We start from the raw sequence: 24,697 nt of genomic DNA, 5'->3' as shown, positions 1-24,697 counted from the left end.
GTCCCGTCCCCCACCACGATAGGCGGCGCCTACGACAACGCCGGACGGGCTCGAAGTCGAGCCCGTCCGGCGTGGAGGACAGTGAGTACCGCCGCGGCTACCGCACGAACACTCCGGCCTGGCTCGCCAGGTCCAGGAAGTACTGCGGGGCCAGGCCCAGCACCAGCGTCACGGCCACTCCGACCGCGATCGTCGTCATCGTCAGCGGGGACGGGACGGCGACCGTGGGGCCGTCCGCCTTCGGCTCGCTGAAGAACATCAGGACGATGACCCGGATGTAGAAGAACGCGGCGATGGCCGAGGAGATCACACCGACCACGACCAGGCCGCCCGCGCCGCCCTCCGCCGCCGCCTTGAACACGGCGAACTTGCCGGAGAAGCCGGAGGTGAGCGGGATGCCGGCGAACGCCAGGAGGAACACCGCGAAGACCGCGGCGACCAGCGGCGAGCGGCGGCCGAGCCCGGCCCACTTCGACAGGTGCGTCGCCTCGCCGCCCGCGTCGCGCACCAGGGTGACGACGGCGAAGGCGCCGACCGTCACGAAGGAGTACGCGACCAGGTAGAAGAGGACCGAGGAGATGCCCTGCGGCGTGGTGGCGATGACACCCGCGAGGATGAAGCCCGCGTGCGCGATGGACGAGTAGGCGAGCAGTCGCTTGATGTCGGTCTGGGTGATCGCGACGATCGCGCCGCCCAGCATCGTGACGATGGCCACCGCCCACATGACCGGACGCCAGTCCCAGGCGAGGCCCGGCAGCACCACGTACAGCAGACGCAGCAGCGCACCGAACGCGGCGACCTTCGTGGCCGCCGCCATGAATCCGGTGACCGGGGTCGGGGCGCCCTGGTAGACGTCCGGCGTCCACATGTGGAACGGGACGGCACCGACCTTGAAGAGCAGACCGGTCACGATCATCGCGCCGCCGATGAGCAGCAGCACGTCGTTGCCCATGGTGTCGGCGAGCGCCGGGTCGATGCCCTGGACGGAGCCGTCCACCACGCCGGCGATGGTGGCGTACGAGACGGAGCCCGCGTACCCGTAGAGCAGCGCGATCCCGAAGAGCAGGAACGCGGAGGAGAAGGCGCCGAGCAGGAAGTACTTCACCGCGGCCTCCTGCGACATCAGCCGCTTGCGGCGGGCGACGGCGCACAGGAGGTAGAGCGGCAGGGAGAAGACTTCCAGCGCGATGAAGAGCGTCAGCAGATCGTTGGCGGCCGGGAAGACCAGCATGCCCGCGACGGCGAAGAGCACCAGCGGGAAGACCTCGGTCGTGGTGAATCCGGCCCGGACCGCGGCCTTCTCGCTGTCGCTGCCCGGTACGGAACCGGCCTGCGCGGCGAAGGAGTCGACGCGGTTTCCGTGCGTCCCCGGGTCCAGGCGCCGTTCCGCGAAGGTGAAGACGGCGACCATGGAGACCAGGAGAATGGTGCCCTGCAGGAACAGCGCGGGGCCGTCCACGGCGATGGCGCCCATCGCCGCGATGTGGGCCTTGGTCGTGCCGTACCCGCCGGCCGCCAGGCCGACGACGGCGGCGAAGGCGGCGGCGAGCGCGACGACGGTCAGGAACACCTGCGTGTGGTACCGGCCCCTGCGCGGGACGAACGCCTCCGCCAGCACGCCGAGGACGGCGGCGCCGACGACGATCAGGACGGGCGCCAGTTGGGCGTACTCGATGGTCGGCGCCGTGAACGTGTCGCCCGGAGCGGCCGATGTCACCCCGCCCATCGTTGTCCACAGGCCGTGGACAGCTGTTGCGCTCACTTGGCGGCCTCCACCTCGGGCTGGGGGTCCTGCTTCTGTACGTCCTGCATGGTGTGCTGGACCGCGGGGTTGACGACCTCGGTCAGCGGCTTCGGGAACACCCCGAGGAAGATCAGCACCGCGATCAGCGGAAGGGCGACCGCCAGCTCCCGGACCTTGAGGTCGGGCATGCCCCGGACCTCGGCCCTGACCGGTCCCGTCATCGTCCGCTGGTAGAGCACCAGGACGTAGAGCGCGGCCAGCACGATGCCGGAGGTGGCGATGACGCCCGCCGCCGGATACACGCTGAACGTGCCGACCAGGACCAGGAATTCACTGACGAACGGTGCCAGCCCCGGCAGGGAGAGCGTGGCCAGACCACCGATCAGGAAGGTCCCGGCCAGGACCGGTGCCACCTTCTGCACCCCGCCGTAGTCGGCGATGAGCCGGGAGCCGCGCCGCGTGATCAGGAACCCGGCGACCAGCATCAGCGCGGCCGTCGAGATCCCGTGGTTGACCATGTAGAGCGTGGCGCCGGACTGGCCCTGGCTCGTCATCGCGAAGATGCCGAGGACGATGAAGCCGAAGTGCGAGATCGAGGCGTACGCGATCAGCCTCTTGATGTCCCGCTGGCCGACCGCGAGCAGTGCCCCGTACACGATGGAGATCAGCGCGAGCACGATGATCACCGGGGTCGCCCACTTGCTGGCCTCCGGGAACAGCTGGAGGCAGAAGCGGAGCATCGCGAAGGTACCGACCTTGTCGACGATCGCGGTGATCAGCACGGCGACCGGCGCCGTGGCCTCGCCCATGGCGTTGGGCAGCCAGGTGTGCAGCGGCCACAGCGGGGCCTTCACCGCGAAGGCGAAGAAGAACCCGAGGAACAGCCACCGCTCGGTGCTGGTCGCCATCTCCAGCGAACCGTTGGCCCGGGCCTCGGCGATCTCGGCGAGCGAGAAGCTCCCCGCGACCACGTACAGACCGATCACCGCGGCCAGCATGATGAGCCCGCCGGCCAGGTTGTAGAGGAGGAACTTGACCGCGGCGTACGAGCGCTGCGCCGCGGCGTTCTCGTCGCTACCGGAGTGCGCCCGGTCCCCGAAGCCGCCGATGAGGAAGTACATCGGGATGAGCATGGCTTCGAACAGGATGTAGAAGAGGAAGACGTCGGTGGCCTCGAAGGAGAGGATCACCATCGCTTCGACCATCAGGATCAGGGCGAAGAAGCCCTGGGTGGGCCGCCAGCGGGAGGACTTCGTCTCCAGGGGGTCGGCGTCGTGCCAGCCGGCCAGGATGACGAAGGGGATCAGCAGCGCGGTGAGCGCGAGGAGCGCCACCCCGATGCCGTCCACACCCAGCTCGTACCGCACGCCGAAGTCCGCGATCCAGGCGTGCGATTCGGTCAGCTGGTAGCGGTCGCCGCCGGGCTCGAAGCGGGCGAACACGAGGCCCGCCAGGACGAGGGTGCCGAGCGAGAACAGCAGGGCCAGCCATTTGGCGGCGGTGCGCCGCGCGGCCGGGACGGCGGCGGTGGCGATCGCTCCGATCGCCGGAAGCGCCGCCGTCGCTGTCAGGAGGGGAAAGGACATGTGATCAGACCGCCCTCATCAGCAGGGTCGCGGCGATGAGAACCGCCGTACCGCCGAACATCGAGACCGCGTAGGTGCGGGCGTAGCCGTTCTGCAGCTTGCGCAGCCGGCCGGAGAGCCCGCCGACCGAAGCGGCCGTACCGTTGACGACGCCGTCGACCAGACTGTGGTCGACGTAGACGAGCGAGCGGGTGAGGTGCTCACCGCCCCGGACCAGGACCACGTGGTTGAAGTCGTCCTGGAGGAGATCGCGGCGGGCGGCCCGGGTGAGCAGCGAACCGCGCGGGGCGACGACCGGGACGGGCCTGCGCCCGTACATCACCCAGGCGAGGGCGACGCCGATGAGCAGCACCACCATGGTGGCGCCCGTGACGGTGGCCGCGCTGATCGGGGCGTGCCCGTGCTCGTACTGGGTGACGGGCTCCAGCCAGTGCGTGAAGCGGTCGCCGATCGAGAAGAACCCGCCCGCGAACACCGAGCCGAAGGCCAGCACGATCATCGGGATCGTCATCGACTTCGGGGACTCGTGCGGGTGCGGCTCGTGACCCTCGGCGTCGGGCTGCCAGCGCTTCTCGCCGAAGAAGGTCATCAGCATCACGCGCGTCATGTAGAACGCGGTGATCGCCGCGCCCAGCAGGGCGACAGAGCCGAGGATCCAGCCCTCGGTGCCGCCCTTCGCGAAGGCGGCCTCGATGATCTTGTCCTTGGAGAAGAAGCCGGAGAGGCCGGGGAAGCCGATGATCGCGAGGTAGCCGAGGCCGAAGGTGACGAAGGTGACCGGCATGTACTTCCGGAGGCCGCCGTACTTGCGCATGTCGACCTCGTCGTTCATGCCGTGCATGACCGAACCGGCGCCGAGGAATAGCCCGGCCTTGAAGAATCCGTGCGTCACCAGGTGCATGATCGCGAAGACGTAGCCGATGGGGCCGAGGCCCGCGGCGAGGATCATGTAGCCGATCTGCGACATCGTCGACCCGGCGAGGGCCTTCTTGATGTCGTCCTTGGCGCAACCGACGATCGCACCGAACAGGAGCGTGACCGCGCCGACGACGACCACGGCCAGCTGGGCGTCGGGAGCGGCGTTGAAGATCGCGCCGGACCTGACGATCAGATAGACACCCGCGGTGACCATGGTGGCGGCGTGGATGAGGGCGGAGACCGGGGTCGGGCCCTCCATCGCGTCACCTAGCCAGGACTGCAGCGGGACCTGGGCCGACTTGCCGCAGGCCGCCAGGAGGAGCATCAGGCCGATCGCCGTCAGCTTGCCCTCGCTCGTCTCGCCGGTCGCCGCGAGCACCGGACCGAAGGCGAAGGTGCCGAAGGTGGTGAACATCAGCATGATCGCGATCGACAGACCCATGTCGCCGACGCGGTTGACCAGGAACGCCTTCTTGGCGGCGGTCGCCGCGCTGGGCTTGTGCTGCCAGAAGCCGATGAGCAGGTACGACGCCAGACCGACGCCCTCCCACCCGACGTACAGCAGCAGGTAGTTGTCGGCGATGACCAGCAGGAGCATCGCCGCGAGGAAGAGGTTCAGATAGCCGAAGAAGCGGCGACGGCGTTCGTCGTGCTCCATGTAGCCGATCGAGTAGATGTGGATCAGCGTGCCCACACCGGTGATCAGCAGAACGAACGTCATCGACAGTTGGTCGAGCTGGAACGCGACATCGGCCTGGAAGCCCTCGACCGGAATCCAGCTGAACAGATGCTGACGCATCGTCCGGGCCTCGGTCTCGTACCCCAGCATGGCGCTGAAGAGCACGACACCGACGCCGAACGAGGCGGCGGCGAGCAGGGTGCCGATCCAGTGGCCGGCCCGGTCGAGCCGACGGCCGCCGCAGAGCAGCACCGCCGCTCCGAGCAGGGGCGCCGCGACCAGCAGCGCAATCAGGTTCTCCACGATTCCGACCCCTTACAGCTTCATCAGGCTGGCGTCGTCGACCGAGGCCGAGTGGCGGGAGCGGAACAGCGACACGATGATCGCGAGCCCGACGACGACCTCCGCGGCGGCGACGACCATCGTGAAGAAGGCGATGATCTGGCCGTCGAGGTTGCCGTGCATCCGGGAGAACGTGACGAGCGCGAGGTTGCACGCGTTGAGCATCAGCTCCACGCACATGAACACCACGATCGCGTTCCGCCTGATCAGCACCCCGGAGGCGCCGATGGTGAACAAAAGGGCCGCGAGGTAGAGGTAGTTGACCGGGTTCACTTGGCGACCTCCTCTTCGTCGTTGTCACGGCCCAGCCGTGCCTCCGAGCGCTGTTCCAGCGCCTTGAGGTCGGCGAGTGCCTCGTTCGACACGTCACGCATCTGGCCGCGCTTGCGCAGCGTCTGCATGACGGTGAGTTCGGACGGGGTGCCGTCCGGGAGAAGCCCCGCGATGTCCACCGCGTTGTGCCGGGCGTAGACACCCGGCGCGGGCAGCGGCGGCAGGTGACTGCTGCGCACCCGGTCCTCGGACATCTCCCGCTGCGTCTTGGCCCGCTCGGTGCGCTCGCGGTGCGTGAGCACCATCGCGCCGACCGTCGCCGTGATCAGCAGGGCGCCGGTGATCTCGAAGGCGAAGACGTACTTGGTGAAGATGAGGCTTGCGAGCCCCTCGACGTTCCCGCCGTGCGCGGCGTTGGCGGCGCCGAGCCCGTTGAAGCTGTTCAGCGAGGCGTTGCCGATGCCCGCGCAGAGCAGGATGCCGAAGCCGAGCCCGCAGCCGGCGGCCAGCCAGCGCTGGCCCTTGAGCGTCTCCTTCAGCGAGTCCGCCGCCGTGACGCCGACGAGCATGACCACGAAGAGGAACAGCATCATGATCGCGCCGGTGTAAACGACGATCTGGACGACACCGAGGAAGTACGCCCCGTTGGCGAGGTAGAAGACCGCGAGGATGATCATGGTCGCGGCGAGTGACAGTGCGCTGTGCACCGCCTTCTTCATCAGGACGGTGGAGAGTGCGCCGATCACGGCGACCGTGCCGAGGATCCAGAACTGGACGGCCTCGCCGGTCGAGGTGACGGAGGCCGCGGCGGCCAGGCCGGTCATGCGTCCACCTCCTCGTCCGCGGGGGCCTTCTCGTTCGCGGGGGCCTTCTCGTTCGCGTCCTCGGAGACCGCCTCCTGGCGCTCCGTACCCGGCGCGGCCTCGGTCACCAGGCCCCGGTAGTAGTCCTGTTCGTCCATGCCGGGGAAGATCGCGTGCGGACTGTCGACCATGCCTTCCTCCAGCCCGGCGAGCAGCTCGTCCTTGGTGTAGATCAGGCTCTCGCGAGTGGTGTTGGCGAGCTCGAACTCGTTCGTCATCGTCAGCGCCCGTGTGGGGCAAGCCTCGATGCACAGTCCGCAGAGAATGCAGCGCGCGTAGTTGATCTGGTAGACGCGGCCGTAGCGCTCACCCGGGGAGTAGCGCTCCTCCGCGGTGTTGTCCGCGCCCTCCACGTAGATCGCGTCGGCCGGACAGGCCCAGGCGCACAGCTCGCAGCCGACACACTTCTCCAGGCCGTCGGGATGACGGTTGAGCTGATGCCGGCCGTGGAAGCGCGGCGCCGTCACCTTCTGCGTCTCCGGATACTGCTCCGTCAGCCGCTTCTTGAACATGGCCTTGAAGGTCACGCCGAAGCCGGCCACAGGATTCTGGAACTTCTCCCCTGAGGGCTCTGATGACTCAGACACCGTCAGCCTCCTTTCCGTCACTCGAATTCTCGTCACTGTGAGTATCCGACCCACCACTGACAACGAGCTCGCGCTCACGTCGCGATCTGCGCCGCGGCACCGGCGGCAGGGTCTGTCCGGGCAGCGGCGGCACCGGGAACCCGCCCGCCATCGGGTCGAACTCCGGCTCGGGTCCGGCCGCCGCGTCCGCCTCCTTGACCTTGCGGTCGCGGAAGATGTCGACGACGAAGGAGATCAGCAGGATCGCGATCACGGCCCCGGCGACGTACAGGACGATCTTCGAGAAGTCGTAGCCCTCGTTGCGCAGCGCGCGGACGGTGGCGACCAGCATCAGCCAGACCACCGAGACCGGGATCAGGACCTTCCAGCCGAGCTTCATCAGCTGGTCGTAGCGCACGCGTGGCAGCGTGCCGCGCAGCCAGATGAAGAAGAACAGCAGCAACTGGACCTTGATGACGAACCAGAGCAGCGGCCACCAGCCGTGGTTCGCGCCCTCCCAGAAGGTGCTGACCGGGTACGGAGCCCGCCAGCCGCCCAGGAACAGGGTCACGGAGACCGCGGAGACGGTGACCATGTTGACGTACTCGGCGAGCATGAACATCGCGAACTTGATCGACGAGTACTCGGTGTTGAAGCCGCCCACGAGGTCGCCCTCGGACTCGGGCATGTCGAACGGTGCGCGGTTGGTCTCGCCGACCATCGTGACGATGTAGATGATGAAGGAGACCGGCAGCAGGATGACGAACCAGCGGTCCTCCTGCGCCTCCACGATCTTCGAGGTCGACATCGACCCGGAGTAGAGGAAGACCGAGGCGAACGCGGCGCCCATCGCGATCTCGTAGCTGATCATCTGGGCGCAGGAACGCAGTCCGCCTAGCAGCGGGTACGTCGATCCGGAGGACCAGCCCGCCAGCACGATGCCGTAGATACCGACCGAGGCGACCGCGAGGATGTACAGCATCGCGATCGGCAGGTCGGTCAGCTGCATCGCCGTACGGTGCCCGAAGACCGACACCTCGTTGCCCGCGGGACCGAACGGGATCACCGCGATCGCCATGAACGCGGGGATGGCGGCGATGATCGGCGCCAGGACGTAGACGACCTTGTCCGCCCGCTTGACGATGACGTCTTCCTTCAGCATCAGCTTGATGCCGTCGGCGAGGGACTGGAGCATGCCCCAGGGTCCGTGCCGGTTGGGTCCGATGCGCAGTTGCATCCAGGCGACGACCTTGCGCTCCCACACGATGGAGAAGAGCACGGTCACCATCAGGAACGCGAAGCAGAAGACCGCCTTGATGGCGACCAGCCACCAGGGGTCGGTGCCGAACATCGAGAGATCCTCGGCGGCGAGCACCGCACCCTGCGGTGCCGCGGCGAGTTGAGCGAGGCCAGTCACGCTCGCACCTCCGGTGAGTCTGCGGGGGCTCCGGCGGCGGGGCCGATCCGGACCAGTCCGCCGGGCTGCGCGCCCGTGCCGGCAGGGACGCCCTTCCCGGTGGAGTTCAGCGGCACCCAGACCACCCGGTCCGGCATGACGGTGACGGCGAGCGGGAAGACGACGGTGCCGGTGGGGCCGGTGACGGCCAGCAGGTCGCCGTCCTTCACTCCGGTCTCCGCCGCGGTGGTCGCCGACAGCCGGGCGACGGCCGCGTGCCGGGTCCCGGCCAGCGCCTCGTCGCCCTCCTGCAGCCGGCCCAGGTCGAGCAGCATCCGGTGGCCCGCGAGGACCGCCTCGCCGTCGCCGGGCCTGGGCAGCGGCTGAGCGGACTCCCGCGGTTCGTCGGCGAGGGACCCTGCCCAGCCGCCGAGCCGGTCCAGCTCGCGCCGGGCCGCCCTCAGATCCGGCAGCGCCAGCTGACCGGGACGACCAGCGCCTCCGGCGCGGGCGAGTGCGTCGGCCAGCATGTGCAGCACCCGGGCGTCGCTCGGGGCGAGCGTCCGCGCCATCTGCTCCGGCTTCAGCGCCGCCTCGAACATCCGGGCCCTGCCCTCCCAGTTGAGGAAGGTGCCGGGCTTCTCGGCTACCGCCGCGACGGGGAAGACCACATCGGCCCGCCGGGTGACCTCGCTGGGCCGAAGCTCCAGCGAGACCAGGAAACCGACCTGGTCCAGTGCCTCCAGCGCACGGGCCGGGTCCGGCAGGTCCACGGTCTCCACACCGGCGACGAGCAGGGCGCCCAGTTCGCCGGTGGCCGCTGCCTCGACGATCTGGCCGGTGTCGCGGCCGTAACGGGAGGGGAGTTCGGCTACGCCCCAGAGGGACGCCACCTCCTCCCTCGCCCGCGGGTCGGTCGCCGGGCGTCCGCCGGGCAGCAGCGAAGGCAGTGCGCCCGCCTCGACGGCGCCCCGCTCGCCGGCCCGCCGCGCAATCCACACGAGCGTGGCGCCGGTGGCGGCGGCGGTCCGTACGACCGCGCTCAGCGCGCCCGGCACTCCGGCCAGCCGCTCACCGACGACGATCACCGAACCGGAGCCGCGCAGCGCCTCGGCCGCGACGGCTCCGTCGCCGTCCAGGCCGACACCGCCCGCGAGCGCGTCGAGCCACTCGGTTTCGGTGCCCGGGGCGGCGGGAAGCAGCGTGCCGCCCGCCTTCGTGAGACCGCGCGTGGCGTGCGTGGCGAGGGCGAAGGTCCGCTGCCCGTGCTTCCGGTTGGCCTTGCGCAGCCGGAGGAAGACGCCGGGCGCCTCCTCCTCGGACTCGAACCCGACGAGCAGAACGGCCGGGGCCTTCTCCAGCGTGGTGTACGTGACACCGCTGCCGTCCAGGTCACGGCCGCGCCCGGCCACACGGGCGGCCAGGAAGTCGGCCTCCTCGCTGCTGTGGACGCGGGCCCGGAAGTCGATGTCGTTCGTGTCGAGGGCGACCCGCGCGAACTTGCTGTACGCGTAGGCGTCCTCGACGGTCAGCCGGCCGCCGGTGAGTACACCGGTACGGCCCCGGGCGGCGGCGAGCCCGCGGGCCGCCGTCTCCAGCGCCTCGGGCCAGCTCGCCGGTTCGAGCACGCCGTCCGCGTTGCGGACGAGCGGCGTGGTGAGCCGGTCGCGCTGCTGGGCGTACCGGAAACCGAAGCGGCCCTTGTCGCAGAGCCACTCCTCGTTGACCTCGGGGTCGTTGGACGCCAGGCGCCGCATGACCTTGCCGCGCCGGTGGTCCGTACGGGTGGCGCAGCCGCCCGCGCAGTGCTCGCACACCGAGGGCGTCGACACCAGGTCGAAGGGCCGGGAGCGGAATCGGTACGCCGCCGAGGTCAGCGCCCCGACCGGGCAGATCTGGATGGTGTTGCCGGAGAAGTACGACTCGAAGGGGTCGCCCTGTCCCGTACCGACCTGCTGGAGCGCGCCGCGCTCGATCAGCTCGATCATCGGGTCGCCCGCCACCTGGTTGGAGAACCGGGTGCAGCGCGCGCAGAGCACGCACCGCTCACGGTCCAGCAGCACCTGGGTGGAGATCGGAACGGGCTTCTCGAACGTGCGCTTCTTCCCGTCGAACCGGGAGTCGGTGCCGCCGTGCGACATCGCCTGGTTCTGCAGGGGGCACTCGCCGCCCTTGTCGCAGACGGGGCAGTCCAGCGGGTGGTTGATGAGCAGCAGCTCCATCACACCCTTCTGGGCCTTGTCCGCGACGGGCGAGGTGAGCTGCGACTTCACGACCATGCCGTCGGTGCACGTGATGGTGCAGGACGCCATCGGCTTGCGCTGTCCCTCGACCTCGACGATGCACTGGCGGCAGGCGCCCACGGGGTCGAGGAGCGGGTGGTCGCAGAAGCGCGGGATCTCGATGCCGAGGAGCTCGGCGGCCCGGATGACGAGGGTGCCCTTGGGCACGCTGATCTCGATGCCGTCGATGGTCAGCGTGACAAGGTCCTCGGGCGGAACCGCCGCCTCGCCGCCCCCGGAGGGCGCACTCGTGGTGACTGTCATGCGTTCACCCCCCGGTGAGCGTTCTTGTCGTCGGCCCAGAGGGTCGACTTGGCGGGATCGAAGGGGCAGCCCCTGCCCGTGATGTGCTGCTCGTACTCCTCGCGGAAGTACTTCAGCGAGGAGAAGATCGGCGAGGCGGCGCCGTCGCCGAGGGCGCAGAAGGACTTGCCGTTGATGTTGTCGGCGATGTCGTTGAGCTTGTCCAGGTCCGACATCCGGCCCTTGCCCGCTTCGATGTCGCGGAGCAACTGGACCAGCCAGTAGGTGCCTTCGCGGCAGGGCGTGCACTTGCCGCAGGACTCATGGGCGTAGAACTCCGTCCAGCGGGTGACGGCCCTGACCACACAGGTGGTCTCGTCGAAGCACTGGAGCGCCTTGGTGCCGAGCATGGAACCGGCGGCGCCGACGCCCTCGTAGTCGAGCGGGACGTCGAGGTGTTCCTCGGTGAACATCGGGGTGGACGAGCCGCCGGGGGTCCAGAACTTCAGACGGTGACCGGCCCGGATGCCGCCGCTCATGTCGAGGAGCTGGCGCAGCGTGATGCCGAGCGGGGCCTCGTACTGGCCGGGACTGGTGACGTGCCCGCTGAGCGAGTACAGCGTGAAGCCCGGGGACTTCTCGCTGCCCATCGACTTGAACCAGTCCTTGCCCCGGTTCAGGATCGCGGGAACGGAGGCGATCGACTCGACGTTGTTCACCACGGTGGGGCAGGCGTACAGACCGGCGACCGCGGGGAAGGGCGGACGCAGCCGGGGCTGGCCGCGCCGTCCTTCGAGTGAGTCGAGCAGTGCGGTTTCCTCACCGCAGATGTACGCGCCGGCGCCCGCGTGCACGGTGAGTTCCAGGTCGAGCCCGGAGCCCTGGATGTTCTTCCCGAGGTATCCGGCCTCGTACGCCTCGCGGACCGCCTCGTGCAGACGCCGCAGCACGGGGACGACTTCACCGCGCAGATAGATGAAGGCGTGGGAGGAGCGGATCGCGTAGCAGGCGATCACCATGCCCTCGATGAGGCTGTGCGGGTTGGCGAAGAGGAGCGGGATGTCCTTGCAGGTCCCGGGCTCCGACTCGTCGGCGTTGACGACCAGGTAGTGCGGCTTGCCGTCGCCCTGCGGGATGAACTGCCACTTCATCCCGGTGGGGAAGCCGGCGCCGCCGCGTCCGCGCAGACCGGAGTCCTTGACGTACGCGATGAGGTCGTCCGGCGACATGGCGAGGGCCTTGCGCAGACCCTCGTAGCCGTCGTGACGCCGGTAGGTCTCCAGCGTCCAGGACTCCGGCTCGTCCCAGAAGGCGGACAGGACCGGTGCCAGAAGCTTCTCGGGGCTGGTCCCGTTCTTGTCGATCTCGGCAGCCAACGTCATCACTCCCCCTCCTCGGCGACAGGACCGGCCGGGTGGTCCGGGTCGGAGGCCGAGGTCTGCTGCGGTGCGTCGTGGGAGCTGAGGTGCTCGGCGCCCTTGTGCGGTTCGTCCCGCGGGACCTCGCCGCGGGGGCCGACCACGCGCGCGTGCGGGGCCTCGCCCCTGGCGAGCTTCAGCCCGGTCAGCGAGGCGGGGCCCGCCCCGCCGGTGGCCTCGACGGCGCCGGGGCGCTCGTCGGGGAATCCGGCCAGGATGCGGGCCGTGTCCTTGTAGGTGCAGAGCGGGGCGCCGCGGGTGGGCTCGACGGTCCGGCCCGCGATGAGGTCGTCGACGAGCTGCGTCGCGCTCTCGGGCGTCTGGTTGTCGAAGAACTCCCAGTTCACCATCACGACGGGGGCGAAGTCGCAGGCCGCGTTGCACTCGATGTGTTCGAGCGTGACCTTGCCGTCCTCGGTCGTCTCGTCGTTGCCGACGCCCAGGTGGTCCTTGAGCCGGTCGAAGATGGCGTCGCCGCCCATGACCGCGCACAGGGTGTTGGTGCAGACACCGACCTGGTAGTCGCCGCTCGGCCTGCGCCGGTACATCGAATAGAAGGTCGCGACCGCGTTCACCTCGGCGGTGGTGAGGTCGAGGAGTTCGGCGCAGAAGGCCATGCCCGTACGGGAGACGTACCCCTCCTCGGACTGCACGAGGTGGAGCAGCGGCAGCAGCGCGGAGCGGCTGCCGGGGTAGCGGGCGATCACCTCCTTCGCGTCCGCTTCGAGCCGGGCGCGCACCTCGGCCGGGAAGCCGGGGGCGGGGAGCTGCGGCATCCCCAGACTGACCTCTTGATTGATTCCGGTCACCGGTCGACGCCTCCCATCACGGGGTCGATGGACGCGACGGCGACGATGACGTCGGCGACCTGGCCGCCCTCGCACATCGCCGCCATGGCCTGGAGGTTGGTGAAGGACGGGTCACGGAAGTGGACCCGGTAGGGGCGGGTGCCGCCGTCCGAGACGACATGCACGCCGAGCTCGCCCTTGGGCGACTCGATCGCGGTGTACGTCTGTCCTGCCGGGACCCGGAAGCCCTCGGTCACCAGCTTGAAGTGGTGGATCAGGGCCTCCATGGAGGTGCCCATGATCTTCTTGATGTGGTCGAGCGAGTTGCCGAGTCCGTCCGGGCCGAGCGCGAGCTGCGCGGGCCAGGCGATCTTCTTGTCGGCGACCATGACCGGACCCGGTGCGAGCCGGTCCAGACACTGCTCGACGATCCGCAGCGACTGGCGCATCTCTTCCAGGCGGATGAGGAAGCGGCCGTAGGAGTCGCACGTGTCCGCGGTGGGCACGTCGAACTCGTAGTTCTCGTAGCCGCAGTACGGGTCGCTCTTGCGCAGGTCGTGCGGGAGTCCGGCGGAGCGCAGGACGGGACCGGTGGCGCCGAGCGCCACGCAGCCGGTCAGGTCGAGATAGCCGACGTCCTGCATGCGGGCCTTGAAGATGGGGTTGCCGGTGGCGAGCTTGTCGTACTCCGGCAGGTTCTTCTTCATGGTCTTGACGAACTCGCGCAGCTGGTCGACCGCGCCCGGGGGCAGGTCCTGGGCGAGTCCGCCGGGCCGGATGAACGCGTGGTTCATCCGGAGGCCGGTGATCAGCTCGAAGAGATCGAGAACGAGTTCACGATCGCGGAAGCCGTAGATCATGATCGTGGTGGCGCCGAGCTCCATGCCGCCGGTGGCGATGCACACCAGGTGGGAGGAGATCCGGTTGAGCTCCATCAGCAGGACGCGCAGGACGGTGGCCCGGTCGGGGATCTGGTCCTCGATGCCGAGCAGCTTCTCGACGCCGAGGCAGTACGCGGCCTCGTTGAAGAACGGCGTCAGATAGTCCATGCGCGTGACGAAGGTGGTGCCCTGCGTCCAGTTCCGGAATTCGAGGTTCTTCTCGATGCCGGTGTGGAGGTAGCCGATGCCGCAGCGGGCTTCGGTGACGGTCTCGCCGTCGATCTCCAGGATCAGCCTCAGCACGCCGTGCGTGGACGGGTGCTGGGGGCCCATGTTGACGATGATGCGCTCGTCGTCGGCCTTGAGCGCCGACTCGACGACCTCGTCCCAGTCGCCGCCGGTGACTGTATATACAGTCCCCTCGGTCGTGGCGCGGGGAGTTGCGTGGGGAGTGGTCATCAGGAGTACGACCTCCGCTGGTCCGGAGCCGGGATCTGGGCGCCCTTGTACTCGACGGGGATGCCGCCGAGGGGGTAGTCCTTGCGCTGCGGGAAGCCCTGCCAGTCGTCCGGCATCATGATCCGGGTCAGGGCCGGATGCCCGTCGAAGACGAGCCCGAAGAAGTCGTACGTCTCGCGCTCGTGCCAGTCGTTGGTCGGGTAGACCGCGACGAGGGACGGGATGTGCGGATCGCTGTCCGGGGCCGACACCTCCAGGCGGATCAGCCGGCCGTGGGTGAGCGAGCGCAGGTGGTAGACGGCGTGCAGCTCGCGGCCCACGTCCCCGAGGAAGTGGACGCCGCTGACGCCCGTACAGAGCTCGAAGCGCAGGGCCGGGTCGTCGCGCAGGGTCCTGGCGACCTGGACGAGGTGTTCCCGGGTGATGTGGAAGGTGAGCTCGCCCCGGTCGACGACGGTCTTCTCGATGACGTTGGCGGGAAGCAGGCCCTGTTCCTCCAGGGCCCCTTCGAGCTCGTCGGCCACTTCGTCGAACCAGCCGCCGTACGGGCGGGCCGTGGGTCCCGGCAGGGTCACGGTACGGACGAGGCCGCCGTAGCCGGAGGTGTCGCCGCCGTTGTTGGCGCCGAACATCCCCTTGCGTACGCCGATGACCTCGCCGGAGTCGTCGCGCGGGGCGGGCACCTGACCACTGTTGGTGTTCAACTCGTCGCTCATCGCAGCAGCCCCTTCATCTCGATGAGGGGGAGTGCCTTGAGGGCCGCCTCCTCCGCCTCGCGGGCGGCCTCCTCCGCGTTGACCCCGAGCTTGGTGCCCTGGATCTTCTGGTGGAGCTTGAGGATGGCGTCGATCAGCATCTCGGGACGCGGCGGGCATCCCGGCAAATAGATATCAACCGGCACAATATGATCAACACCCTGCACAATGGCGTAGTTGTTGAACATTCCGCCCGATGATGCGCAAACTCCCATGGAGATGACCCACTTGGGGTTCGGCATCTGGTCGTAGACCTGCCGCAGGACGGGCGCCATCTTCTGGCTGACCCGTCCCGCGACGATCATCAGATCCGCCTGCCGCGGCGAACCGCGGAAGACCTCCATACCGAAGCGGGCCAGGTCGTAGCGCCCGGCTCCGGTCGTCATCATCTCGATTGCGCAGCAGGCGAGGCCGAAGGTGGCGGGGAAGACGGAGGACTTCCGCACCCAGCCGGCGGCCTCTTCCACCGTCGTCAGCACAAAGCCGCTTGGCAGTTTCTCTTCGAGTCCCATGGTGCCCCTCAGCCCCTCAGTCCCATTCCAGGCCGCCGCGGCGCCACACATACGCGTAGGCGACGAAGACGGTGAGCACGAAGAGCAGCATCTCGACGAGCCCGAAGATCCCCAGGGCGTCGAAGGTGACCGCCCAGGGATAGAGGAAGACGATCTCGATGTCGAAGACGATGAAAAGCATCGCCGTCAGGTAGTACTTGATGGGGAAGCGGCCGCCTCCGGCCGGAGTGGGGGTGGGTTCGATACCGCACTCGTACGCTTCGAGCTTTGCCCGGTTGTAGCGCTTGGGGCCGATAAGCGTGGCCATGACCACGGAAAAGATCGCAAACCCTGCCCCGAGGGCGCCGAGCACGAGGATGGGCGCGTAGGCATTCACGCTCCTCGCTCCTTCCAGTCGTCCTTGACCGTTGGACCGCATCGGGCGACCGGCTCGCCACCTCACCAAGATCGTGCACATGTGAGGCAGTTCACAAGCCCGACTGCTCCGCATCCTATGCCTGCGGTCCTGTGATCTGCGACACGGGGTGCGACAACGTCTTTGTGATCTCCACCACCCGACGAAGGATCATGAAGCCGGATGAGCAGTGATCTTCGTACGCGAAGCGGCCGAGTGATCACGAGACGTGACATCTGATGCGGTTACCGCTGGTCAAGGGCGTTCCGCAGTATCAACCGAGCGGGCGCTCAGGCAAATTGGAGTTGGACGGCACGGAGTGGTAAAGGGATCGGCGGCATCCCGCACTCACCCGGAAGAGGGGCTCGCGGGCCGCGATGTGGACATGTGCATCCATTCACGAACTTCCGGACGCACGAGCGACGCACACCCGGATGCCCCGCGCGGACGCGCAGGCGTCCGGCCACCCCTCCGGACGCCCCTCCGGCCTACCTCCTGATCCACCCTTCGGCCCACCATCTGATCCACCCCCTGATCCACCCCCGACGCCCACTCGGCTGACTTACCGTCAGTCCGGTCACGATGCTCCGACTTCCGCACTCCTCGCCGGCCCGCGCGATCGCCCGTCATGGCCGACTCTCGCTGTGACCTGCATCACTCCACGTAGGCTCCAACTAAAGCGGGCTTGGCCATCGGTGTGAACGGATGGTAAGCGCCGGGCAATTCGGACCTAATACGGAAAGCAGGTGATCACAGCAGGGATAGGGGATGCCCGATTTGCCCGTTACGGCGTCAATAAGGGCCGTCAGCAAGCGGATTCACAGGTTCCGGACGTAACTGTGTCGCAACACACGTTTCTTGAAGGGACCCCGGATGCCCTGATAGCGCTAGTTCTCATGTCCCACACCGCTCACATACCCAGCCACCGGAAACCCCGCCAGAGTGCTTCGAAGACGGCACTGCGAGCCGGAGTTGCCGGTGGCGTCCTCAGCACCATCGCGGTCGCCGGTGCCGCCGGTCCGGCTCAGGCCGAGCCGGTGACCCAGACCATCGAGATGCCCACCATCACCTCCGGGCTCTCCCCCGCCGTCGCGGCGTCCGCCGAGGCCACGCAGCAGGTCGCCCTCGACCTGGAGACGCAGGCCCACGAGGACGCGGCAGCCGAGACCGCCGCCAAGAAGGCCAAGAAGGCCAAGGCGGAGGCCATACGCAAGGCCGAGGCCGAGAAGAAGGCGGAGGCCGCCGCCAAGGCGAAGGCCGAGGCGGCCGAAGAGGCCGCCGAGCGCGCCTCCCGCACCGCCGAGCGCACGACGCTCAGCGCCTCCACGAGCTCCTCCGCGTCCTCCTCCTCCTCCTCCTCCTCGCCGTCGTACACGTCGAACGCCACGGGCTCCGCCGCGTCCATCGTGGCCTTCGCCAAGGCGCAGGTCGGCGACGCGTACGTGCCCGGCGGCACCGGCCCCAACTCGTGGGACTGCTCCGGGCTCGTCCAGGCCGCGTTCAAGACCGTGGGCGTCGACCTGCCGCGCGTCTCGCAGAGCCAGTCGACGTTCGGCACCCAGGTCTCGCTGAGCAACCTCCAGCCCGGCGACATCCTGTACTGGGGCAGCGCGGGCAGTGCCTACCACGTCGCGATCTACGTCGGCGGCGGCGAGTTCGTCGGCGCGCAGAACTCCAGCACGGGCACCGTGCAGCGCTCGCTGGACTACGACATGCCGACCGGCGCGGTCCGCGTTCTCTGATTCACAAGCGCACCCGCGCGCCTGAAGCGTGACGAAGGGCCGCCACTCCCCCGCTCGGGAATGGCGGCCCTTCGGTATGCGTCGGTCCGGTCGGCGCGTGGCTCGGTAGCCCGTGTGAACGCCGCTGTTGTCGAAGCGCGGCCGCTTGAGCTGGTCGCGGCTCTCCGAGCCGTAGATCCCGTCGGCTCCGGCACCGGCCCGGCCCTGTGCGTCCGTGAGGGCGGACTTCGTGGCGGGGCCGAAGTCCCCGTCGACCGTGATGCTCCGCCCGTAGCCGACCGCACACGCTGAGCTCATCGGCTCCGTGCGGTCGGACGAGCGGAGGTTTCCTCACTTCCGTGACCGTACGCGTATCAGCACCGCCGACAGGGCGAGCGCCGCCCCCGCCAGGAGCACGCTGACCCAGACCGGTGCGCGGAAGCCGAACCCCGCTGCGAGGGCCAGGCCGCCGAGCCACGGGCCCAGCGCGGCGCCCACGTTGAAGGCGGCCGTGGCGAACGAGCCCGCCATCGTCGGGGCGTCGGGGGCCAGCTGGAGGACCCACGTGATGAGCGCCGTCCCGGTCGCGAAGGCCAGCGCGCCCTGGAGGAGCACCAGGACGAGCGCCGCGACCGGGCTGCCCGCCGTGAGCGCCAGGACCGCCCAGCCGAGGACCAGTGCCGTCGTACCGGCCCCGACGAGCGCGGCCGGCCGGGTTCCGGCGACACGGCCCGCGACGGTGACGCCGATGAACGAGCCCACGCCGAAGAGCGCGAGGACCGCGGGCACCCACCCGTCGCCGAACCCGGTGACGCGGGTGACCAGCGGTTCCAGATACGAGAACGTGCAGAACGTCGCCCCTTGGACGAGCGCCATGACGAGCAGGGTCAGCAGGAGCCGGGGGCGGCCCAGGGAACGCAGTTCACGGCGCGCACCCGTCACCGCGGTGCCGGGGCGGCCCGGCGGGATCGCCCGCGCGAGGGCGAGGAGCGCCGGTACGGAGACGAGAGCCACCGCCCAGAACGCCGACCGCCAGCCCCACAGAGCGCCGAGCGCCGCCCCGGCCGGCACCCCCACGACGCAGGCGACGGTGACCCCGCCGACCACGACGGCGGTGGCCCGCGCCCTGGCGTGCGGCTCGACCAGCCCGATCGCGGTCGTCAGGGCGACGGCCCAGAACCCCGCGTTCGCGAGGGCCCCGACGACCCGGGTGGCGAGCAGCACCCCGTACCCCGGGGTGAGTGCCCCGATCACGTGGACGGCGACGAAGACGGACAGGAAGAGCAACAGGGCGCGGCGCGGCGGCCAGGTGCGGCTCAGCAGTGCGGTGAGCGGCGCCCCTGTCACCATCCCGACGGCGAAGGCCGACGTGAGCAGCCCGGCTGCGGGCAGGGAGACCTCCAGGTCGGTGGCGATGCCGGAAACGAGCCCGGACAGCATGAACTCCGAGGTGCCCTGGGCGAAGACCGCCAGCCCGAGCACGTAGACAGCGAATGGCATGAAGTGGACCCCTTGGACGGAACCGTCGGTGGATCGACCGGTGTACGAGGGGGTGGGCCACGCCCGCGAAGCCGCCGGTGGTCGGCAGCAGGCGGCGACGCGGTGGAACGTCCGGGCCGCCCCGGGGCGGTCGGACATGACTCGGCCATGCGTACGGGCATGGCGAGGAGAAGAGGAAATGCGCGGCCCACACCACGAGGGTCCGGCCGTGGGCGGCGTGCCGTCGCCGAAGCCCGCGACCGCTCGGGCCGTTCGGGCCGTCCGGGTCGTCCGGGTCGTTCGGTCAGTTCGGCAGAGGTCCGGCCACCGGCGGACCGGTGGCTACCGTCTGTCCGACTCGGGGGTGGACATGGGCCGGACGCTACCAGCGCGGTGCCCCCGGCCTCCACCGCTTTCGGCCACGGAAGGATCAGGCCACTGTCGGCGACCGGGACGCCTCCGGTTGGCATGAGCAGGCAAACTGGGGCCCATGGCCGACAGCGCTCTCTGGATCGCCTCGCTCACCGCGGGTACCGCGGTCCTCGCGAGCTGGGTGACCAGCCGGGGTACAGCTCAGGCCGCCAGGACCCAGGCGGACGCCGCCGCGAGCACACAGCGGTCCGTCCGCATCCGGGAGACCCGCAGGGCCGCGTACGTGAATCTCATCGAGCAGGCCCACCGGATGGCCGACCTGTACTGGCGGGTGTCGGACATCCACAAGTCCGGAACCCCGGAGACCCGGACTCCGGAGCTGCGTGAGGTCCGGCTGCGCCTGCGCGAGGAGTACAGCAAGCTGCGCCACTTCGTCTGGGTCGTGGCGCTCGAAGGCCCCGCGCACGTCGCGGAGGCGGCGGAGCGGCTGCGGCTCGCGACGCAGCCGCCGTTCAGGGCACTTGAGGCGTCGATCGCAGGTGACGCCGACGCCGTCCGCGCGTTCGACGCCGGCTACGACCCGTTCTGGAAGTCAATCCTGACCTTCGTCGCCACCGCGAAGACCGCGGTGCACGACATGTGAGGGCCGGACCGTCGGCTCAGGACTTCGGCGACACCTTCGACAGGCCGTCAGTGCCGGACCTCAGTCGTCCAGCCAGCCCAGGGGGTCCTCTTCGGGCAGGCCTGTGCTCGTAAGAGTGGTGAAAGAAACAGGGAGATTCAAGGAAGTCAGCTGCTCAATAGACGGTGGAGGAATGAACAGTTGCGAACCGGTTTCAACGGACCCCGCGATGGCCACCTGAACATGGTGTCCGGCCTGCAGGAGAACAGCGAACCGCTCCAGGCGAGGTCTCACTTGGCCTACCAGTAGGGAAATCTGTTCGTCCAGCGTGAGGGCGGCTGATCCATCGTAGGTGGAAGCCCACCAGTTCGGCCCCGATTTGATATGGCAGCCATGCCCTGCCAAAGAGTAGTCGATTTTCAGGGTGTCATGAACGAAGGAAGGATTGATGGCCTCTTTAGTGATGGCCAATGATGTCGAGACTGAAATCCAGTGCTTAGCCGAAGTCACGCGCACTCCCATGATGACGCATCTATCGCTCATTGAGGTTCGGGGTAAGCTTCAAAGACAAGCCGAGTCGGCAAATCCTTCCCATGGCCTGAGCAGAAAAGGAAATCTGGGAATCATTGTCCGCGAAACCCTCGACCGCCAAAAGGGTCTCGCAGCCTTCGCTTCTGAGGGACGCGAGTTCCTTGGCGCGCCTTTCTGCCGCCTGCAGAATAATGTCGACCTGTTCGGTAAAATTCCTCGTGGTGTGTTCATCACACCTCAGGCGCCACTGCCCGTCAGTATCACCCCCAGGAGGGGCCCAGCGGTCGAACCCGGGTGCTTTCACGGCTGATGGCTGAAGACCGAGGAACTCTGTGACATGCCCGGGATCCAGATCGCTCTTCTTGACCACAAGCGTGACATCTGTCAGCGTCCACAATTCTTCGGGATGCGGGTTGCCTGTCATGCTTCACCTGCATTTCTGTCGAGCTTCCGTTTTTGCTACTGCTTGAACTCACGACAGGCGGCCCAGTGCACATCTCCCATGTCCGACTTCAGGAGATCCGAAAGCATCGCCCGTTGCGCAACGGGCGTTGAGTTCTCGTAAACGGTGAAACCGCCGGGCCCTTTTGGTTCGGGCGGTGCGAGCGTGTAGTTCGAGGCCGGGTATTCTTTCTCCATGGGGCATGTAGAAGGATATGGTAGCCCCCGGGGGTACTGCTATTTTGCCCGCGCCGACCTCGAAATATCCGTGTCCAGCCAATACGGTTTCGCCGTCCGGACGACCTCCTTTGAGGACTCGACTCGCGTAGTAGCGCCCGTCATCTTCAGGCCATTTATGTGCCAAAACTTCTGGTTTGCTTCCAGTCAGTGCTCTCTTTACTTCTTCGGGAGCCGGGATTTCCGCTCCCGAGCCTCTACTTGCCAAATCTTCAAGCGCGACACTGTCGTCTACCCCACGCCGAAAAGTGTTCTTCATGTCGCCACGAAGGACGGCCTTAAGGCCGCCTGCGCCCTTCGTGGACGTGTAGTACCTCCACCGCCTGCCCCACGCCGTAGTCAGCCAGATTGAACCTGGCCCGGTCGGTGGCGGAGGGTTCAGCCGGTGCGTGTGCGAGGGCGACTGTGACCGCCTTGTTCGCCGTGTCCTCGGCCTCGTTGCGCTGGCGCCGGGCTTCGTCGAGGATCTCCTGGGCACGTTCGCGCAGTGCCGTGCCCGGATCCACGAAGGCGTCCGGTCTGGGCAGCGGGTTCGCACCGCCGTACGCGTCCTTGTAGGCGTCGACCTGCTTGTCGTACGCGGTGGCCGCCGACTGCGTCGCGGAACGCGTCGGCCGCGACACCCTTCCACTGGCCGGAGATGTGACTTACCGGCCGAATCCCGCCTGATCAGGCCTGAATGTTGCCCCTGTGCTCGGCGGAGGCCGCCCAGGCTTCGCGCGAGGCAATGAATGTGGCCCGCCTGCGGATCCTTGAAGCTGTTCTCTCCCACCCGGTTTCAGGCGGCGGGTCCGTCCAGGGTGAACCAGACAGTCTGCGCATGTGACCTCCACCCGCCACGCGTTACAGCTCCCCACCGTGGGGTGAGGCCGTCCACGAGCAGGAGCCCTCGGCCGCCCTCGCGCGGCCCCGCGTCGCCTGGTTGCCCGCGCGGTGGTCAACAGGGCCTCGGTGGCGAACCCGTCCCGTCATCGCTGACGTATCGCGTGGCGCTACGGTCCCCATGCGTTGCGAACGTCGGCCATGACAGCAACAGGGCCAACCCCCGGACTGTGTAACTCCCCTTGCCTGCAGGCCCATTCAAGCAGGGGCCCTTGACGCTGCGATCGGACGGTCGACCATGCGTACACCACCCCGTACCGCCCCCGTGGTACGCCCTCCGCCAGGCCGGGGCGCAGGGTGGCGGGTGTGGGCCGGCACATCGAGAGGAACGTGAGCCCACTGACGTACGAGTCGCTCGCGCCCGCGACCTGCGGACGCGAGCGCGCCATCGTCAGGACTTCGGCGACACCTTCGACAGGCCGTTGATGATGCGGTCCATCGCGTCGCCGCCCGTCGGGTCGGTCAGGTTGGCCAGCATCTTCAGGGTGAACTTCATCAGGACCGGGTGGGTCAGGCCGCGTTGCGTCGCGATCTTCATGACCTTCGGGTTGCCGATGAGCTTCACGAAGGCGCGGCCCATCGTGTAGTACCCGCCGTAGGTCTCCTTGAGGACCTTCGGGTAGTTGTTCAGGGCCAGTTCGCGCTGGGCGGGGGTCGCGCGGGCGTGTGCCTGGACGATGACGTCCGCGGCGATCTGCCCCGACTCCATGGCGTACGCGATGCCTTCGCCGTTGAACGGGTTGACCATGCCGCCCGCGTCACCGACGAGCAGCAGGCCCTTGGTGTAGTGCGGCTGGCGGTTGAACGCCATGGGCAGCGCGGCGCCCCGGATCGGCATCGTCATGTTCTCCGGGGTGTAGCCCCAGTCCTCCGGCATGGACGCGCACCATGCCTTGAGGACCTCGCGCCAGTCCAGCTCCTTGAAGGCGGAGGAGGAGTTGAGGATGCCGAGGCCGACGTTGGACGTGCCGTCGCCCATGCCGAAGATCCAGCCGTAGCCCGGCAGCAGCCGGTCCTCGGCGCCGCGGCGGTCCCACAGCTCCAGCCAGGACTCCAGGTAGTCGTCGTCGTGGCGGGGCGAGGTGAAGTACGTACGCACCGCGACGCCCATCGGGCGGTCCTCGCGCCGGTGCAGGCCCATCGCGAGGGAGAGCCGGGTGGAGTTGCCGTCGGCGGCGACGACGAGCGGGGCGTGGAAGGTGACCTCGGTCTTCTCCTCGCCGAGCTTCGCGTGGACTCCCGTGATGCGGCCCGTGCGGTCATCGAGGATCGGGGCGCCGACGTTGCAGCGCTCGTACAGCCGCGCGCCCGCCTTCTGTGCCTGCCGGGCCAGCTGCTCGTCGAAGTCGTCACGCTTGCGGACCAGTCCGTAGTCCGGGTACGAGGCGAGGTCCGGCCAGTCCAGCTGGAGGCGGACGCCACCGCCGATGATGCGCAGGCCCTTGTTGCGGAGCCAGCCGGCCTCTTCGGAGATGTCGATGCCCATGGAGACGAGCTGCTTGGTCGCACGGGGCGTGAGGCCGTCGCCGCAGACCTTCTCGCGCGGGAAGGCCGTCTTCTCCAGGAGGAGTACGTTCAGCCCGGCCTTGGCCAGGTAGTACGCGGTCGTGGAGCCGGCTGGGCCCGCCCCGACGACGATCACATCCGCGCTGTGTTCGGAGAGGGGCTCGGTCACGGTCGGATCTCCCGAAGACTCGAAATAGCGTGCCGCTCGGCACAGGTCCCGTGCAGTCTATGGGGGCATGCCGGTCAACTTTCCGAAGGGCTCCCCGATGCCGATCGCGCCTGGTCCGACCCCCGCCGTACGTCTGCGTGTCCCGACCGACGAGGACGCGCTCGCCTGGCACCGGGTCTTCGCCGACCCCGAGGTGATGGAGTTCCTGGGCGGCAGGCCCGCGGAGTTCTCGGTGTACGAGGAGCTGACCGCACGCCAGCGGCGCCACGACGCGGAGCTCGGCCACTGTCTGTGGACCGTGCTGGACGAAACGGACCAGGTGCTCGGCTTCACCGGCGCGCAGCCGTGGCCGCACACCGCGTACGGGCCGGTGGGCGAGATCGAGATCGGCTGGCGGCTGGGGCGGGCGGCCTGGGGCCGGGGTTACGCGACCGCCGCCGCCCGCACCTCGCTGGAGCGGGTACGTGCGGCGGGGGTGACGGACGTCGTCGCGATGGTCGACTCGCGGAACACGCGCTCGCTGGCGGTCGCCCGCCGGCTCGGGATGCGGCAGGCGGAGACCTTCACGACTCCGGTTCCGGGGCAGCGGGCGCACTGCTTCCGGCTGGAGCTGTGAGGGGCCGCGCCGGGGGCGTACG

The 24,697-nt window shown here is 68.6% G+C and carries 23 protein-coding genes and 2 pseudogenes; 3 read left to right on the top strand and 22 right to left on the bottom strand.

Translation table 11 applies throughout. The features are described 5' to 3' along the window. Positions 1–97: 97 nt before the first annotated feature. Genes nuoN through ACFWSK_RS03900 form a run of 14 tightly spaced genes read right to left on the bottom strand, consistent with a single transcriptional unit; the run spans position 98 to position 16,081 of the window. Complete coding sequence (gene nuoN / locus ACFWSK_RS03965) at positions 98–1,762, bottom strand: NADH-quinone oxidoreductase subunit NuoN (protein ID WP_383781588.1); 1,665 nt, start codon at positions 1,760–1,762, stop codon at positions 98–100. Continuing rightward, the gene (locus ACFWSK_RS03960; protein ID WP_383781586.1) at positions 1,759–3,330 is read right to left on the bottom strand and encodes an NADH-quinone oxidoreductase subunit M; all 1,572 of its coding nucleotides are present in this window, start codon (positions 3,328–3,330) and stop codon (positions 1,759–1,761) included. Before ACFWSK_RS03960 ends, nuoN begins: the two co-directional genes overlap by 4 nt. Positions 3,331–3,334: 4 nt before the next feature. Next, positions 3,335–5,230 carry an NADH-quinone oxidoreductase subunit L gene (gene nuoL, locus ACFWSK_RS03955; protein WP_383781582.1) on the bottom strand — a complete coding sequence of 632 codons (1,896 nt, stop codon included), beginning with the start codon at positions 5,228–5,230 and terminating at the stop codon, positions 3,335–3,337. Between the two features lie 12 nt (positions 5,231–5,242). Next, a complete protein-coding gene (gene nuoK / locus ACFWSK_RS03950) occupies positions 5,243–5,542 on the bottom strand; it encodes an NADH-quinone oxidoreductase subunit NuoK (RefSeq protein WP_185299156.1) in 300 nt (99 codons plus the stop codon). Further along, complete coding sequence (locus tag ACFWSK_RS03945; RefSeq protein WP_383781580.1) at positions 5,539–6,366, bottom strand: NADH-quinone oxidoreductase subunit J; 828 nt, start codon at positions 6,364–6,366, stop codon at positions 5,539–5,541. The genes nuoK and ACFWSK_RS03945 overlap by 4 nt, the downstream gene beginning before the upstream one ends. Further along, the gene (nuoI, locus tag ACFWSK_RS03940) at positions 6,363–6,992 is read right to left on the bottom strand and encodes an NADH-quinone oxidoreductase subunit NuoI (RefSeq protein WP_383781577.1); all 630 of its coding nucleotides are present in this window, start codon (positions 6,990–6,992) and stop codon (positions 6,363–6,365) included. Before nuoI ends, ACFWSK_RS03945 begins: the two co-directional genes overlap by 4 nt. After that, a complete protein-coding gene (nuoH, locus tag ACFWSK_RS03935; protein WP_383781574.1) occupies positions 6,985–8,388 on the bottom strand; it encodes an NADH-quinone oxidoreductase subunit NuoH in 1,404 nt (467 codons plus the stop codon). Before nuoH ends, nuoI begins: the two co-directional genes overlap by 8 nt. Further along, entirely contained in the window at positions 8,385–10,913 is a 2,529-nt protein-coding gene (locus tag ACFWSK_RS03930) for an NADH-quinone oxidoreductase subunit G (protein WP_383781572.1), read from the bottom strand. Before ACFWSK_RS03930 ends, nuoH begins: the two co-directional genes overlap by 4 nt. Next, positions 10,910–12,274 carry an NADH-quinone oxidoreductase subunit NuoF gene (gene nuoF, locus ACFWSK_RS03925; protein WP_383781570.1) on the bottom strand — a complete coding sequence of 455 codons (1,365 nt, stop codon included), beginning with the start codon at positions 12,272–12,274 and terminating at the stop codon, positions 10,910–10,912. Before nuoF ends, ACFWSK_RS03930 begins: the two co-directional genes overlap by 4 nt. Continuing rightward, positions 12,274–13,086: an NADH-quinone oxidoreductase subunit NuoE gene (gene nuoE / locus ACFWSK_RS03920; protein WP_383781915.1), complete on the bottom strand. Its 813-nt coding sequence runs from the start codon at positions 13,084–13,086 to the stop codon at positions 12,274–12,276. Before nuoE ends, nuoF begins: the two co-directional genes overlap by 1 nt. Before the next feature lie 29 nt (positions 13,087–13,115). Next, a complete protein-coding gene (locus tag ACFWSK_RS03915) occupies positions 13,116–14,438 on the bottom strand; it encodes an NADH-quinone oxidoreductase subunit D (protein ID WP_383781568.1) in 1,323 nt (440 codons plus the stop codon). Continuing rightward, positions 14,438–15,154, bottom strand: coding sequence for an NADH-quinone oxidoreductase subunit C (locus ACFWSK_RS03910; RefSeq protein ID WP_383781565.1), 717 nt, complete (start codon positions 15,152–15,154; stop codon positions 14,438–14,440). Before ACFWSK_RS03910 ends, ACFWSK_RS03915 begins: the two co-directional genes overlap by 1 nt. After that, a complete protein-coding gene (locus tag ACFWSK_RS03905; RefSeq protein WP_185299164.1) occupies positions 15,151–15,705 on the bottom strand; it encodes an NADH-quinone oxidoreductase subunit B family protein in 555 nt (184 codons plus the stop codon). Before ACFWSK_RS03905 ends, ACFWSK_RS03910 begins: the two co-directional genes overlap by 4 nt. Before the next feature lie 16 nt (positions 15,706–15,721). After that, positions 15,722–16,081 carry an NADH-quinone oxidoreductase subunit A gene (locus ACFWSK_RS03900; RefSeq protein ID WP_003992243.1) on the bottom strand — a complete coding sequence of 120 codons (360 nt, stop codon included), beginning with the start codon at positions 16,079–16,081 and terminating at the stop codon, positions 15,722–15,724. A gap of 914 nt (positions 16,082–16,995) precedes the next feature. Here ACFWSK_RS03900 and ACFWSK_RS03895 point away from each other — a divergent pair. Beyond that, positions 16,996–17,841 carry a C40 family peptidase gene (locus ACFWSK_RS03895; RefSeq protein WP_383781563.1) on the top strand — a complete coding sequence of 282 codons (846 nt, stop codon included), beginning with the start codon at positions 16,996–16,998 and terminating at the stop codon, positions 17,839–17,841. Between the two features lie 165 nt (positions 17,842–18,006). Here ACFWSK_RS03895 and ACFWSK_RS03890 read toward each other — a convergent pair. Both ACFWSK_RS03890 and ACFWSK_RS03885 read right to left on the bottom strand, forming a co-directional pair. After that, a pseudogene (locus ACFWSK_RS03890) lies at positions 18,007–18,138 on the bottom strand (peptidoglycan-binding protein); the annotation flags it as partial. A 33-nt stretch (positions 18,139–18,171) separates the two neighbouring features. Continuing rightward, positions 18,172–19,320, bottom strand: a complete 1,149-nt coding sequence (locus tag ACFWSK_RS03885) for a Cmx/CmrA family chloramphenicol efflux MFS transporter (protein ID WP_383781560.1) — start codon at positions 19,318–19,320, stop codon at positions 18,172–18,174. 469 nt (positions 19,321–19,789) lie between these two features. Here ACFWSK_RS03885 and ACFWSK_RS03880 point away from each other — a divergent pair, with 469 nt between their 5' ends. Then, positions 19,790–20,314, top strand: a complete 525-nt coding sequence (locus tag ACFWSK_RS03880) for a hypothetical protein (protein WP_383781557.1) — start codon at positions 19,790–19,792, stop codon at positions 20,312–20,314. 60 nt (positions 20,315–20,374) lie between these two features. Here ACFWSK_RS03880 and ACFWSK_RS03875 read toward each other — a convergent pair whose 3' ends face one another. The 6 genes and pseudogenes from ACFWSK_RS03875 to ACFWSK_RS03850 form a co-directional block, all read right to left on the bottom strand. After that, entirely contained in the window at positions 20,375–20,803 is a 429-nt protein-coding gene (locus tag ACFWSK_RS03875; RefSeq protein WP_383781555.1) for a hypothetical protein, read from the bottom strand. Positions 20,804–20,825: 22 nt separating this feature from the next. Continuing rightward, positions 20,826–21,248: a DUF4279 domain-containing protein gene (locus ACFWSK_RS03870; RefSeq protein ID WP_383781553.1), complete on the bottom strand. Its 423-nt coding sequence runs from the start codon at positions 21,246–21,248 to the stop codon at positions 20,826–20,828. 35 nt (positions 21,249–21,283) lie between these two features. Then, positions 21,284–21,463 carry a putative adhesin gene (locus ACFWSK_RS03865; protein WP_383781551.1) on the bottom strand — a complete coding sequence of 60 codons (180 nt, stop codon included), beginning with the start codon at positions 21,461–21,463 and terminating at the stop codon, positions 21,284–21,286. Continuing rightward, positions 21,459–21,761 (bottom strand): annotated as a pseudogene (locus tag ACFWSK_RS03860) (hypothetical protein); the annotation flags it as partial. The gene ACFWSK_RS03865 and the pseudogene ACFWSK_RS03860, both read right to left, overlap by 5 nt. Before the next feature lie 19 nt (positions 21,762–21,780). Further along, positions 21,781–22,125: a putative T7SS-secreted protein gene (locus ACFWSK_RS03855; RefSeq protein WP_383781547.1), complete on the bottom strand. Its 345-nt coding sequence runs from the start codon at positions 22,123–22,125 to the stop codon at positions 21,781–21,783. A 650-nt stretch (positions 22,126–22,775) separates the two neighbouring features. After that, the gene (locus tag ACFWSK_RS03850) at positions 22,776–24,059 is read right to left on the bottom strand and encodes a geranylgeranyl reductase family protein (protein ID WP_383781544.1); all 1,284 of its coding nucleotides are present in this window, start codon (positions 24,057–24,059) and stop codon (positions 22,776–22,778) included. 97 nt (positions 24,060–24,156) lie between these two features. Here ACFWSK_RS03850 and ACFWSK_RS03845 point away from each other — a divergent pair, with 97 nt between their 5' ends. Then, positions 24,157–24,675: a GNAT family N-acetyltransferase gene (locus ACFWSK_RS03845; protein ID WP_383781541.1), complete on the top strand. Its 519-nt coding sequence runs from the start codon at positions 24,157–24,159 to the stop codon at positions 24,673–24,675. The last annotated feature ends 22 nt before the right edge of the window (positions 24,676–24,697 follow it).

It is taken from the genome of Streptomyces sp. NPDC058620 (genome assembly GCF_042717135.1).
Taxonomy (GTDB): Bacteria; Actinomycetota; Actinomycetes; order Streptomycetales; family Streptomycetaceae; genus Streptomyces.
This window is presented reverse-complemented; position numbering and strand designations above follow the sequence as displayed.